The 13,702-nt window shown below is 62.5% G+C and carries 9 protein-coding genes and 3 pseudogenes; 4 read left to right on the plus strand and 8 right to left on the minus strand.

Annotated elements, in window-relative coordinates; translation table 11 throughout:
* Positions 1 to 106: 106 nt before the first annotated feature.
* Positions 107 to 568, plus strand: a pseudogene (locus EDE12_RS08535) (AAA family ATPase); the annotation flags it as partial.
* 169 nt (positions 569 to 737) lie between these two features.
* Here EDE12_RS08535 and EDE12_RS08540 read toward each other — a convergent pair.
* Positions 738 to 1,775 carry an aldo/keto reductase gene (locus tag EDE12_RS08540; protein ID WP_024879298.1) on the minus strand — a complete coding sequence of 346 codons (1,038 nt, stop codon included), beginning with the start codon at positions 1,773 to 1,775 and terminating at the stop codon, positions 738 to 740.
* Between the two features lie 34 nt (positions 1,776 to 1,809).
* The gene (locus EDE12_RS08545) at positions 1,810 to 2,976 is read right to left on the minus strand and encodes an MFS transporter (protein WP_026598066.1); all 1,167 of its coding nucleotides are present in this window, start codon (positions 2,974 to 2,976) and stop codon (positions 1,810 to 1,812) included.
* Between the two features lie 99 nt (positions 2,977 to 3,075).
* Here EDE12_RS08545 and EDE12_RS08550 point away from each other — a divergent pair, with 99 nt between their 5' ends.
* Positions 3,076 to 3,981, plus strand: coding sequence for a LysR family transcriptional regulator (locus tag EDE12_RS08550; protein ID WP_026598067.1), 906 nt, complete (start codon positions 3,076 to 3,078; stop codon positions 3,979 to 3,981).
* 173 nt (positions 3,982 to 4,154) lie between these two features.
* On the opposite strand, the gene EDE12_RS08555 is transcribed toward EDE12_RS08550, so the two are convergent.
* Entirely contained in the window at positions 4,155 to 5,198 is a 1,044-nt protein-coding gene (locus EDE12_RS08555) for an NAD(P)-dependent alcohol dehydrogenase (RefSeq protein ID WP_084768382.1), read from the minus strand.
* A gap of 101 nt (positions 5,199 to 5,299) precedes the next feature.
* Here EDE12_RS08555 and EDE12_RS08560 point away from each other — a divergent pair, with 101 nt between their 5' ends.
* Positions 5,300 to 6,223, plus strand: coding sequence for a LysR family transcriptional regulator (locus tag EDE12_RS08560; protein ID WP_024879302.1), 924 nt, complete (start codon positions 5,300 to 5,302; stop codon positions 6,221 to 6,223).
* A 279-nt stretch (positions 6,224 to 6,502) separates the two neighbouring features.
* Positions 6,503 to 7,525: pseudogene (locus EDE12_RS08565) on the plus strand (transposase); the annotation flags it as partial.
* Positions 7,526 to 7,623: 98 nt separating this feature from the next.
* On the opposite strand, the gene EDE12_RS08570 reads toward EDE12_RS08565, so the two are convergent.
* From EDE12_RS08570 to EDE12_RS22220, 5 genes and pseudogenes are all read right to left on the minus strand, one after another.
* Positions 7,624 to 8,007, minus strand: a complete 384-nt coding sequence (locus tag EDE12_RS08570) for a hypothetical protein (protein WP_134188044.1) — start codon at positions 8,005 to 8,007, stop codon at positions 7,624 to 7,626.
* A 186-nt stretch (positions 8,008 to 8,193) separates the two neighbouring features.
* The gene (locus EDE12_RS08575; protein WP_024879304.1) at positions 8,194 to 11,355 is read right to left on the minus strand and encodes an efflux RND transporter permease subunit; all 3,162 of its coding nucleotides are present in this window, start codon (positions 11,353 to 11,355) and stop codon (positions 8,194 to 8,196) included.
* 24 nt (positions 11,356 to 11,379) lie between these two features.
* Positions 11,380 to 12,615, minus strand: coding sequence for an efflux RND transporter periplasmic adaptor subunit (locus EDE12_RS08580; protein ID WP_026598069.1), 1,236 nt, complete (start codon positions 12,613 to 12,615; stop codon positions 11,380 to 11,382).
* Between the two features lie 73 nt (positions 12,616 to 12,688).
* Positions 12,689 to 13,156: a TetR/AcrR family transcriptional regulator gene (locus tag EDE12_RS08585; RefSeq protein WP_245275721.1), complete on the minus strand. Its 468-nt coding sequence runs from the start codon at positions 13,154 to 13,156 to the stop codon at positions 12,689 to 12,691.
* Positions 13,157 to 13,165: 9 nt separating this feature from the next.
* Positions 13,166 to 13,387: pseudogene (locus tag EDE12_RS22220) on the minus strand (helix-turn-helix domain-containing protein); the annotation flags it as partial.
* Positions 13,388 to 13,702: the final 315 nt, after the last annotated feature.

Below are 13,702 nucleotides of genomic sequence, written 5' to 3' on the forward strand. Positions count from 1 at the left end.
AGAAAACTAGAAGCTATGTTGATTCTGAGCGGCTTTCGAAAGGGATACGGGAGTTAAGATTTGCTGATGGAGCATCTCTGAGTTCAATCGCGACCCTCGATGTAGAGCTCGCGGCCATGTCGTCGTGGAAGAACCCGGTCGCCGCATCATCGCCGAGGAAACGGCCAGCGGTGGCAGCGCATTGCCGTGGGGCGATCTCGCAATGTTTCTGCGTCGCGCGATCGACATAGCGTTGGCGGACCACGTGGCGGCGGTGGAGCATAAGGGCTGGGTGTTCTTCGATCGCGGCCTTGTCGACGCGGCATCAGCATTGGAAGCTTTGACCGGAGAACCGGTCCTGCGTCCGTTGTGTATGACGCATCGCTATCATCGCCGCATGTTCATGGCGCCGCCTTGGCCCGACATCTATGTGACTGATACGGATCGCAAGCACGGGTTCGATGCGGCGGTGGTGGAGTATCGCCGCCTCATGGAGACCTATCCGGCACTGGAGTATGAGGTGTTGCACCTGCCGAAGAGCACTACGGCGGCGCGTGCCGATTTCGTGCTGGCCTCCCTGGATGGCTGAACGCGGCGGACGGACGAAGCCAAGCGGCATCATAGGACTATCGTGCAGACGTAGTTTTCATCTTCGTCGGACACGGCCCGCCACCCTGCCGATTGCCCTCCATGGCGCGACACCCTGCGCCATGGCTACGCAAACACCGCTGATTTCCGTGCGTTTGGTAATGCATTCTCTATCCCGTGATTGGCGGATTGCGTCGCGCGAAGCCCTCCTGGATCCGATAGGGAAAATGGGGGTAGGGCGGCATGACGGCGCTCGCCGCGTCGAGCCGCGCGATCTGGTCGGGCGCCAGCGTCCAGCCGACGGCCCCCAAATTCTGCCGGAGCTGGGCTTCGGTCCGCGCGCCGACGATGATCGACGAAACCGTCGGACGCTGGATCAGCCAATTGAGCGCGATCTGCGGCACGGCCTTGCCGGTCTCGTTGGCCAGCTCGTCGAGCACGTCGATGACGCGATAGAGGCGTTCCTCGTCGACCGGCGGTCCGAACTGGGCCGTTTCGTGCAGCCGGCTCTCCGCCGGCAACGGCGCGCCACGCCGGATCTTGCCGGTCAGCCGTCCCCAACCGAGCGGGCTCCAGACGAGGGCTCCGAGGCCCTGGTCGGCCCCCAGCGGCATCAGGTCCCATTCGTAGTCGCGGCCGACGAGCGAATAATAGACCTGATTGGCGACATAGCGCGGCCAACCGTGGGCATCGGCGACGGCCAGCGATTTCATGATCTGCCAACCCGCGAAATTCGACACGCCGACATAGCGAACCTTGCCGGAGCGAACGAGCGCATCGAGCGTCGCCAGCACTTCCTCGACCGGCGTTCCGGCATCAAAGGCATGGAGTTGTAGGAGGTCGATGTAGTCGGCGCCGAGCCGCGTCAGCGCCGCTTCGACGGAGCGGATCAGGCGAAGCCGCGACGTGCCGGCGTCGTTGGGCCCGTCGCCGATTGGCAGGCCGATCTTGGTAGAGATCAGCACGGCGTCGCGTCGGCCCTTGATCGCGGCGCCGAGCACTTCCTCGGAAGCGCCATTGGAATAGACGTCGGCCGTGTCGAACAGGTTGACGCCGGCCTCGAGGCAAATGTCGACGAGGCGACGCGCCTCGATGGCATCGCTGGTGCCCCAATTGCTGAAAAGCGGACCGCTGCCGCCGAATGTGCCGGCGCCGAAGCTGAGGACCGGGACCTCGAGCCCCGAGCGGCCGAGAAAGCAAGTCTCCATGGCATGTCTTTCCTGAGAGGTGAAGGTGATAGATTCAGCAGGTGACGCGCCTGGCCGCGCGCTCCTCGCTAACCGCGAGACTTGCGACGAGGATCGCCGCGAGCGGAAACAGCGCCGCCCATAGCGGTATGGCGGCGAGACCGGCGCCGTGATCAATGACGAAGCCGCCGGCCCAGGCGCCAATGGCGTTGCCGAGGTTGAAGGCGGCGATGTTGAACGAGGAGGCGAGGCTCTGGCCGGCGCCTTCCGTCTTCGACAAGACCCACATCTGAAGCGGCGCGACGGTCGCAAACGCTGTTGCACCGAGCAAGCCGACGAGGACGACGGCGGTGAATTGCGACCGCAGGCCAGGCGCCATCAGGGCCAACACAACGGCGAGAGCGGCGAGCGTCGCGAAGACGGTCGGCACTAGCCAGCGATCCGCCAGCTTGCCGCCGAGGAGATTGCCGGCGACGAGCCCACCGCCGAAGACGAGGAGGATCGGCGACACGGCGACTTCCGAGAAGCCGCTGATCCGCGTCAGCATCGGCGCAATATAGGTGAAGACGGCAAAGACGCCGGCGTAGCCGAGAGCCGTTGTCGCAAGGCCGAGAAGGACGGGCGCCCGCAAAATGGCGGCGATATCCGCCCGCCAGTCGCTCGCCTCGACGGGGCGGTCGTCCTCGGGTACGAGGGCGGCGATGATGGCGAGCGCAATCAGTCCGACCACCGCCACCGCCCAGAAGGTGGCGCGCCAGCCCAGATGCTGACCGACAAGCGTGCCGAGCGGCACGCCGAGGATCGTGGCGACCGTCAGGCCGGTGAACATCACCGCGATGGCGGAGGCCTTGCGATCCGCGGTCACGAGGCCGGTCGCGACCACCGAGCCGACGCCGAAGAAGGCGCCATGCGCGAAGGCGGTCAGCACGCGCGCCGCCATGAGGTAGTCGTAACTCGGCGCGATCGCACAAGCGGTGTTGCCGGCGACGAAGATCGCCATCAGCACGATGAGCACGGTCTTGCGCGGCAAGCGCGCCGTGACGACCGTCAGGACCGGCGCGCCGATGACGACGCCGAGCGCGTAGCCGGAGATGAGCAGGCCCGCTGCGGCGATCGTCACGCTGAAATCGGCGCTGACCTCCAGCAGAAGCCCCATGATGACGAATTCGGTGACGCCGATGCCGAAGGCTCCGGCCGTCAGGGCATAAAGCGCCAAGGGCATGATTTGTCCCGCGATGGTGTGTGTCGGGACAACAGATAGATGTTCGGCTTCAGGTGATATAGAACGCGGATTGGAACATAATTTATGAATTGAAAGACAATGGCGCGACCTGAGATCAATCGTTCCGGCGAGATGGAAGTCTTCACCCGCGTGGTCGAACACGGTAGCTTTTCCGCCGCCGCCCGCATCTGCCGCATGACGCCGTCAGCCGTGAGCAAGCTCGTCGCACGGCTCGAGGCGCGGCTCGGCGCTCGGCTCGTCAACCGATCCACGCGCGCCTTCCAGCTCACGCCGGAGGGCTGCGTCTTCTATGAGCGGGCGACCCGCATTCTGGCGGACATCGAGGACGCCGAGCGCAATGCCGGCGCCGGCGAGCGGCCGGTCGGCCGCATCCGGCTCAACACCAGCGCATCCTACGCCACCCATATCCTCGCGCCGATCCTGCCTGAGTTCCTGGAGCGTCACCCCGGCGTGACGCTCGATCTCGTCGAGACCGATCAGATCGTCGATCTCCTAGCGGAGCGCACGGATGTGGCGGTGCGCGCGGGGCCGTTGAAGAGTTCGAGCCTCGTCGCCCGCAAGCTCGGTGATACCGCGATGGTGATCGTCGCTGCGCCGTCCTATCTCGCCCGTGTCGGCGAGCCGAAGACAATGGAGGATCTCGACAGCCATAATCGCATCGGCTTCGGTTATGTCCGCTCCGTCGATGGCTGGCCGTTGAAGAGGGGCGGCGAAATGATTGTCGTGCCGACCGTTGGCCGCGTGCAGGCGAGCGACGGCGAGGCGCTGCGGCACTTGGCGCTCGGCGGCAGCGGACTTGCCCGTCTCGCCGCTTTCACGGTGCGCGACGACATCGCCGCCGGCCGTCTCGTGCCCGTGCTCGGTCACCTCAACCCTGGTGACCGCGAGGCCTTCCATGCCATCCATATCGGCCAGGGCGGACCATTGCCCTCACGCGTCCGGGCGCTGCTCGATTTCCTCGCGGAGTGGGGGAAGGTCGAATAGCTCGAGACAGGCAGAAAGAGGGGCCTAGAGGGTTATAGCGTAGACGTAGTTCTCATCCGGGTCCCGCGTGGCCCGCCAAATCCCGCCGATTGCGCGCTGTGGCGCGATATTCTGCGACATAGCTACGCAAACGCCGCCGATCACCGCACGCCACGGCAAGGCAGAATTGCGAATCAGCTTCCAATTTCACTCTTGAGTCGAACCACAACCTTGCCGAACGGCCCGCGTTCGAGATGATCGAACGCCGCGCGCACGTCCTCAAATCCGTAGACCCTGTCGATCACCGGCTTGATGCCGTGTTCGTCGGTGGCGCGGTTCATGTCCTCGAATGCCCTCCTGTGGCCGACTGAAATGCCCTGGATAATGGCCCTCTTCAGCATCATGGGAACCGCCGACAGCACGATCTCCGATCCCTTCATGAAGCCGATCTGGGCGATACGCCCGCCACTCGCCAGTGCGCCGGCCGACTGGCTGATATTGTCGCCGCCGACCAGCTCGAGCACATGATCGACGCCCCGCCCGTCGGTCAGGTCCAGCGCTGCAGCGGACCAGTCCGGGTTTGCACGAGTATCGATCACGCCGAAGGCGCCGAGCGCCTTTGCGCGTTCAAGCTTCTCCGCGCTCCGGGAGGTGACGATCACGCGGGCTCCGAACGCCCGTGCAAACTGGAGCCCGAACAGGGCGACGCCGCCCGTGCCCTGCACCAGAACCGTCTGGCCCGCTTTCAGATGACCGGTCTCGATCAGGGCGAACCATGCCGTCAGCGCCGCAACCGGCAAGGTGGAGGCTTCCTCGTCCGTCAGCGATGCGGGCGCCTTGACGGCGACGACCTCGCGAAGGCTCACATATTCGGCCAGCATGCCCGGAAGCGGTCCGCCGAGCGACAGGCCATGCCGGGTCATCTCCCGCGGTGGCTCGCCGTCGATCCATTGCGTCCAGAAGTTTCCGAGCACCCGGTCGCCGACCTTGAATCGTGACACATCCGCGCCGGTCGCCACGACCTCGCCCGCCATGTCTGATACCGGAACGAACGGCATGGTTGGCCTGTCGGGTAGTAACTCGCCTTCGACCACCAGCTTGTCGCGATAGTTGAGGGAGACGGCCGCAACCCGGATCAGCAGATCTTTGCTGCCCGGCGCCGGCACCGGCGCTTCGGCCAATTGCAGGTTCTTCAGTCCGAATGACGGCAGCTGCCATCGTTTCATTATCTCGCTCATTGTCGATCCTTTCACGTGTTAAGCGAGGGATCTTATTGACAATCATATGGATTGTATTGTGACGTATTTTGCGAACATTTCCTCCATTTGGTCTTCAATTGATGAGCCTGAACATTCATTCCCACCTTCAAGGCATTTCCGCCTTCGTCCATGCGGCGGAGACAGGCAGCTTCACGGCAGCAGCCGCACGCATGGGCATGTCGAAGTCCGCGACCGGTAAGAGCGTCGCTCGCCTTGAAGAGCGTCTCGGTGTCCGGTTGCTGGACCGCACCACCCGCAGCCTGAACCTGACGGCCGAAGGGCAGGCCTATTACCAGAGCTGCCTCAAGGTCCTGGAAGAACTCAACGCAGCGGAGACGCTGCTGGCCTCACAAAAGCGCGTCGTATCGGGAACCTTGCGGATCAACCTGCCGATCTCGTTCGGCCGCTTGTGCGTCATGCCCGTCCTCAAGGAGGTCGCGGACAGGAACCCCGATCTCAATCTCGATATCTCATTCACGGACCGCCAGGTCGATCTCGTCGAGGAAGGCATCGACCTTGTGGTGCGGCTTGGCGATCCCGGAGATCACGCGAGCCTGATCGGGCGGCGCATTGGTGCGCAAGGGTCGATCATCTGCGCCGCACCGGCCTATCTGGACCGTTGCGGGCGTCCGGCCTCCGTAGAAGAACTCGTCAATCACGACTGCCTCGCCTTCGCCAAAGATGGCCGCCCGCTGCCATGGGCGGTTTGCGGCCCAGACGGAACGGTCAGGTGGTTCGTCATCCAGCCGCGCCACACCATCAGCCATGGCGAAGCCCTGCGGGACGCGACTGTGAACGGGTTGGGGCTAGCCTACCTTTCGACCTGGCTCGCGGCGGACGATCTCCGCAGCAGGCGGCTTGAAGTGGTGCCGATTCCCACCCCTGCGGAAGACGTCCCCATTACCGCGCTTTGGCCTCGCTCGCGGGATCTGGCGCCCAAAGTACGGGTGGTGGTAGATGCCCTCGTCGAGGCGTTCATACCTACGCACCTGACCGGCTCGTGAGAAAGGGCGGCGTTAGAGGGCTTTAGCGTAGACGTAGTGCTCATCTTCGTCGGGCGTGGCCCGCCATACCCGCCGATTGCCCTCTATGGCGCAATATTTTGCGCGGTAACTACGCAAGGATCGCCGCACTGGCTTATGAGAACGGAGGCTCGTCGGGCGCGCCGTCAAAACGCGGTTCGTCGTTTGGCATGGACCGCTTGACCACAAATTCCGGCACAGGCTAAGTGGTTGTATGACACAACGTTTTGCGTCTATGCTCCCATGTCTCTAATGCGTTCCACCGTCGATTCTATCCGCGCCGCATCTCGGCAGCTTGTTCGAGAACTTGGCTTCTTGGGCGGCACTTTCGCCGGAACCGACTTGCCGCCTTCCGCCGTCCACGCCCTGATCGAAATCGACGCCAGAGACGGGATCTCAGCGCGCGATCTCGGCGGAATTCTCCGCCTTGAAAAGTCGAGTGTCAGCCGGATGCTGAGTAAGCTCGTCCTCTCTGGCGATGTCCTGGAGGAGCCGGACGCGGAGGATGCGCGCACCAAGAAGCTCTCTTTGACCGATCCAGACGCCCGGTCGATGGCGACCAGCGGCAAGGGCACGGGTATCGTCGGCTATAATGTTCAGATCGCCGTTGACGCCGAACACCATCTGGTCGTCGCGCACGAGGTGACCAATGTCGGCGCCGACCGCTCGCAACTGGCGGCTATGGGCGGCAAGGCGCGCGATGCGACGGGATGCGAGGAAGTCACCGTGCTTGCAGACCGGGGCTATTACAATGGCGAGGAGGTGCTGGCTTGCGAGGGAAAGGGCGTGCTGCCTTACGTTCCCAAGACCCAGACCTCAGGCAACGCCAAACGCGGCCTCTTCACCGTGCAGGATTTCATCTACGACGCCGAGAACGACCGGTACGCCTGCCCGGCGGGCGAGTTTCTGACCAAGGGAAAAATACGCTCAGACCGCCGTGACGATATGGACCACTACCGCAACCTCACGGCGTGCCTGACCTGCGGGCTCAAACCCCAATGCACGACTGACAAGGTCAAACGGCAGAAACGCTGGGAGCACGAAGCGGTGCTCGACCGGATGCAAGCCAGGCTCGACCGCATGCCTGAGGCCATGATCATTCGTCGACAGACCGTCGAGCATCCTTTCGGAACCCTCAAGGCGTGGATGGGCAGCACCCATTTCCTGACCAAGACCCTTGAAAAGGTCAAAACCGAAATGAGTTTGCATGTGCTCGCCTATAACATGAAGCGGATGATCAATATCTTCGGCGTGAAGCCGCTCATGCAGGCCATCGCCGGCTGAACCCGTCGGCCAAATGCACGCGGCATCGTTTCTCGTGCCGGCCCGTGGCCAATATCCGGCAATCAGCTCACGCATCGCTTCTGAGCGCACCGAATTTTTCAGGTTAGATTACAGCGCTCTATTGGACTATGCGAGGGCGGCCAACGCGATCCGAACGGTTTCGGACTGAACGGCTGCACGGGGCGTCCGGGCGAAGATAAAACATGGGTTGCCGCGGCCTGTATCACGCCTGGCGACAAACGCATTTTCATATCGAAGTCTTTCCTGAACTCGCCGGCTCGCGCGCCGTCGGACACAATCTTTAGAATATGCTCGAAGATGTCTTTGAGCTGCTCGGGAGGCGCTTCTGGATGGTTGTTGGTAAAGACCGCCTGACCCACGACGGCGCGGTAATTCCCGACCGCAAGCCAATTCAAAATGTGATCGCCCACCAAAGTGAGATGGTCCCGTGCCGGCAGGGCCCTCGCTGCGATTTCAGCCACGGACGAGGAGCATGAGGCGGGCATCGAAATCCGGCGTATCGAAGCCGGATTGGATTTACGCCGATTTCGCAATGCCGACGTATCAGTCGTCCAAGACCTAGAGATCGCCAGCATACGCGCGATGCGTCGACGTCGATGAGGCTCGAACCTCAGCGAGGCCTGCGCCCGTTTTGGACGGGCTAACCTTCACCATGAGTGCTCGCTCGATATTTCCCGCGTCACGGGAGCTCGAGGCTCGACAATTCGGTTTGGTCTGACCCGAAAAGCGCTCGAGACCGAGACGAAGAACGCCGGTACGAAAAAGATCGCGAGAAGCGTCGCGCTGAGCATGCCGCCGACGACCGCCGTGCCGATCGCGATGCGGCTGGCCGAACCGGCGCCGGTCGCGAAGACGAGAGGCAGAGTGCCGGCGACGAAGGCGATGGACGTCATCAAAATCGGCCGCAGCCGCTCGCCGGCGGCGGCGATCGCGGCCTCTGCCAGCGTTGCTCCATTGTCGAAGAACGCTTTTGCGAATTCGATGATGAGGATCGCGTTCTTCACCGCGAGGCCGACCGTCGTGAGCAGGCCGACCTGAAAATAGACGTCATTGGCCAGTCCGCTGCTCAATGTCGCCGTGATCGCGCCGATGACGCCGAGGGGAACGACCAGTATGACGGAAAGAGGGATCGCCCAGCTCTCGTAGAGAGCTGCGAGACAGAGCACGACGACCGTCAGGGAGATGGCGTAGAGCGCGGCTGTCTGCGAGCCGGATTTCTGTTCTTCATAGGAGAGGCCGGTCCATTCGTAGCCGACTCCCGGAGGAAGCTTCTCGATGAGGCGCCGCATCGCCGCCATGGCTTCACCAGTGCTGTGGCCGGGCGCGGGGGCGCCGAGAATTTCGAAGGATGTGAGACCATTGTAGCTTTCCACTTTTTGTGGACCCAATGTCCATGCGCCGTCGAGGAAGGCGTCGAACGGAACCATTTTTCCCGACGAGTTGCGCACGCGCCAACGCGCGAGGTCGCTCGGCGACATTCGCGAAGCTGTGTCACCCTGGACATAGACCTGCTTCACACGTCCCGCTCGCAAGAACTGATTGACATATTGCGAGCCGAGAGCGCCCTGTATTGTCGCGTTGAGGTCGCTCACCGAGACGCCGAGCGCATTGGCTTTTTCGCGGTCGATCTTCAGCCGATACTGGGGCGCGTCTTCGAGCCCGTTCGGGCGCACGCCCGCAAGTGTAACGTCCTGTGCGGCCATTCCGAGCAGTTGGTCGCGCGCAGCGAGAAATTTGTCACGCCCGAGTTGGCCCCGGTCTTCGAGCTGGAGGTCGAAGCCCGTCGCATTGCCGAGCTCCATCACCGCCGGTGGCTGGAAAACGAAGACTCGGCCGTCGCGACTCCCGGCAAAATGTTGCATTGCGCGACCGGCGACGGCTGCGCCGCTCTGTCGGGGGCTCGGTCTTTCCGACCAATCCTTCAGCTTGATCGCCGCGAAGCCGGCGTTCTGGGCCTGACCGGCGAAATTGAACCCCGAGACGGTCAGCACCGATTCGACATTCTCCTTTTCGGCGGTCAGCAGGTAATCGGCCATCTGCTTGTTCAATGCCGCCGTTTGTTCGGCTGTGGCTCCAGGCGGCATCGTCACTTGGCCGAAGAGGAGCGCCTGATCCTCATCGGGAAGAAAGCCGGTGGGGATTCGGTTGAACAGCACGACCGCCGCCACGGTGATCGCCATGAAGATCAGACGGAACGCGCGCGGGCGCGCGATCAGATTGTGGACGCCATTTTTGTAGCGCTCGGTGAGGCGAGCGAATGTGCGATTGAACCATGCGAAGAAGCCGGCCCCGGGACCGCTTTCCCGCGCCGTCTCTTTCAACAGCGTCGCGCAGAGCGCCGGAGTGAGAATCAATGCGACCAGCACGGAGAGCGCCATTGCCGACACGATCGTGACCGAGAACTGACGATAGATCACGCCGGTCGAGCCGCCGAAAAAGGCCATAGGCAGAAACACCGCCGAGAGCACCAGAGCGATGCCGACGAGCGCTCCCGATATCTCGTCCATCGACGCGCGCGTGGCGTCTCGAGGCGACAAACCTTTTTCGCTCATGAGCCGTTCGACGTTTTCGACGACGACAATGGCGTCATCGACGAGGAGGCCGACGGCGAGCACCATTGCGAGCATCGTCAGCGTATTGATCGAATAGCCGAGAGCGGCGAGCACGCCGAATGTGCCGAGCAGCACGATCGGCACAGCGATCGTCGGAATGAGCGTTGCGCGGAAGTTTTGCAGGAAGACGAGCATGACCACGAAGACCAGCGCGACGGCCTCGAAAAGCGTCTTCACCACCTCCTCGATGGAAAGCGTGATGAAGGGTTCGGTGTCGAGCGGATAGGCGAGCTTGAGGCCGGGAGGGAAAAATTTTTCGAGGCGGTCCAGCTCGGCGCGCACGGCTGCTTCCGTGGAAAGCTGGTTGGCTCCCGGGGCGAGCTTGAGCGCGAGAGCGCCGAACGGCTTGCCATTATAGAGCGATGCTGTCGAATAGGACTGCGCGCCGATCTCGACGCGCGCGACGTCCTTTAATCTCACCTGTGAGCCGCTGGGGTTCACTTTGAGCAGGATTTCCTCGAATTGCTCGGGCGTTTCGAGCCGGGCCGGTCCGATGATTGCGGCGTCGAGCCGATTGCCGCTGCTGGCCGGCAGTCCGCCGAGCTCTCCTGACGAGACTTGCACATTCTGCGCGGTGAGCGCGCTCGTGACATCGCCGACGGTCAGCGAATATTTGTTGAGCTTGTCCGGATCGAGCCAGATGCGCATGGCGTATTCGGATCCGAACGAGGTGAAGTCGCCGACGCCGGTGATGCGCGTCAACGGATCCTTGAGGTTGGAAGAGACATAGTCGTCGATGTCGACGGCCGACATCGCGCCGTCGTCGGAATAGACGCCGACGATCATCATGAAGCTTTTGACCGATTTGTTGACCTTGATCCCCTGCTGGGTGACTTCGGTCGGCAGATTCGGCTGGGCGAGAGACAGCTTGTTCTGAACTTGCACCTGCGCGATGTTCGGATCCGTGCCTTGCACGAATGTCAGGTCGATTTCCATCGATCCATTCGATTGGGCGGTCGAAAGTAGATATTCCAAGCCATCGAGGCCCGACATTTGTTGGAGAATGGGTCTTACCACAGTATCCATGACCGTCTGAGCGGAAGCGCCCGGATAGGTGACCGTGATCGAGATTTGCGGCGGAGCGATGCTGGGATATTGCGCGATCGGCAACCGAAAGATCGAGATGCCGCCGAGCAGCATCACGATCAGGCCGAGAACCCATGCGAAGACCGGACGGTCGATGAAGAAGCGTGACATCGATGGAATCCCCGTGGCGAAACGTCAGGACCGTTTGTCGGCGCGGATCGCCGCGTCTTCGACCGCGGCGGGTCGAACGACATCGCCGGGACGTATGTTCTGCAATCCATCGACGATCACGCGCTCGCCCGCGCGGAGGCCGCCGATGACGATCCATTGATCGCCGAGCGCTTGACCTGTTTGTATGATGCGCAGGCTCGCCTTGTCGTCGTCTCCGATCAGTAGGACGGTCGCGTCTCCATGCGTATTGCGGGAGACTGCTTGCTGCGGTATCAGAACGCCGTTTCGATCCACCCCTTCCTGAAGGGAGGCATGTACATACATGCCCGGCAACAGGAGGTGTTTGGGGTTGGGGAAAATCGCCCGCATGAGAACCGTGCCCGTCCCCTCGTCGACGGTGACCTCCGAAAATTGCAACTTTCCCGCGACATCATATGTGCTGTTGTCTTCGAGCTTCAAAGTGACCTTCGCCGCGCCATTGCCGATGCTTTCGAGCCCGCCGCTCGCCAGCGCTTTCCGCAGACGCAGTAGTGTTGTCGCCGATTGCGTCACATCGACATAGATCGGGTCGAGCTGCGTGACCGTCGCGAGAACATTGCTTTGGTTGGCGATCACGAGCGCGCCCGGCGTGACTGTGGATCGACCGATACGGCCGGAGATGGGCGCCAGAACTTTCGTATAGGAAAGATTGATCTTCGCCTGGGAGATGCTCGCTTGGGCGATGGCGATATCGGCCTCCGCTTGTTGGGCTGTCGCCACGGCGTCCTCGACGTCTTGCTTGCTCACGGCTTTCATGGCGGACAGCGACTTGTAACGAGTGGCTTTCGCGTTTGCCGCTTGATAGGTCGCCCGATTGCGCGCCAATGTGGCGACCGCGCTGTCATAGGCCGCTTGGTAGAGAGCGGGATCGATCTGATAGAGTTGCTGGCCTTCTTTGACTTCGCTGCCTTCTTCGAATAGCCGTTTCAGGACGACCCCATTGACTTGGGGTCGCACCTCCGCGGTCAGGACAGCGGTCGTGCGGCCAGGCAATTCCGTCACGCGCGTGATCGGTTGGAGATGGACGACGACATAGCCCGCCTGCGCAGGCGGACGCGTCGGCTCGGCGGCCAGCGCTTGTTCGCAGCTCGCAGCGACCGCAATAGACAGCAGCGCGAAGAAAGCGCCGAACAGCCCTGCTGCGGCCGAGCGCGAAATCGGTGCTTCGGGTGTCATGACAATCGAGGGCGACAAAGAGACACGGTGACGCGTCGGTATCATGTGCGGCTCCGCTCGAGAGAGTGGGGAAAACATAGCGCTTTTCGTCGTAGGGCTTCGGAGAGGCCGAGGCCCCTCATTCGCCGCCTTTCTGGGTCTTCGCGGGCGATCCGCGGGAGGGCGGCGCCGAAACGGCTCGACCGAACATGTCCGCGAACTGTTCCAGAAGCCGTCTCGTCATTTCGGGGGAGGTCTCGAGAATCTCGCGATGGACGAAACCCAGCTCGAAGCCCAGACTGAGCAGCATTTCGGCGGCGGAGCCGACATCGAATTCAGGTTCGGTAATTCCAGCGTCGACGTAGCGAGCGAGCCGCGCTTCGAGGCCGCTCCTGATTTCTTCACGGATCCAGATGCGGTTCAAATGCGTTTTGAAGGCTCGATCGAGCAGGGCTCTCGAGATCACGATGCGAATTCGGTCCGAACGTTCCGAGATTTTCTCGACCAAATGCGCGAGCATCTCGCGCGCTTCTTGCGCCATGGTCGAACAAAGCGGGCGCCCCAGGAAGAGCGCCGCGTCGGAGCGGTCATCCTCCTTGTCGAGCACCGCGAGCAGCAGGCCTTCCTTGCCGCTGAAATATCGCTGGATCAGGGCCTCCGAGCATCCTGCGGCGTCGGCGATGGCGCGCGTCGTCGCTCCCTCGTAGCCGCATGCGGCGAACGCCGTCGCTGCGGCCGCGATCAGAGCGTCGCGAGTGGCTTGGCGGTCGCGGGCTCGCGGCTTGCGGACCAGGTCGTCGGAGTGCATATCGCCTCGTAAGTAAGTATGTGAACACATACTTACGGGGCATGAGCTATCGGGTCAAGAGCCTCGGCGCAAGAAAATGCGGGCGAGTTCGCGCTATCGCGGCAAGTCGGAAACGTCAGGTCGTTCCAAGCCGGTCGGCTCGGAACAGCGGGCGTGCCGCCGGTCTCGATGGAGAGGCCTCGTAGTCGACGATCATCTCTCTCGGAAGGGCTCCGGCTGAGCATAGGCGGCGAGAAAAACCCCGATTCCGGTGGTGATCGTGCGGTTGCGCTCGGTCGCCGACAATGCCGACTCGTCGCCGAGCATGGCCCGCAACTGAAGGTCGCCACGGATCAGGCCGATAAA

Origin of the sequence: Methylosinus sp. sav-2 (genome assembly GCF_004366495.1) — a bacterium.
Classification (GTDB): domain Bacteria; phylum Pseudomonadota; class Alphaproteobacteria; order Rhizobiales; family Beijerinckiaceae; genus Methylosinus.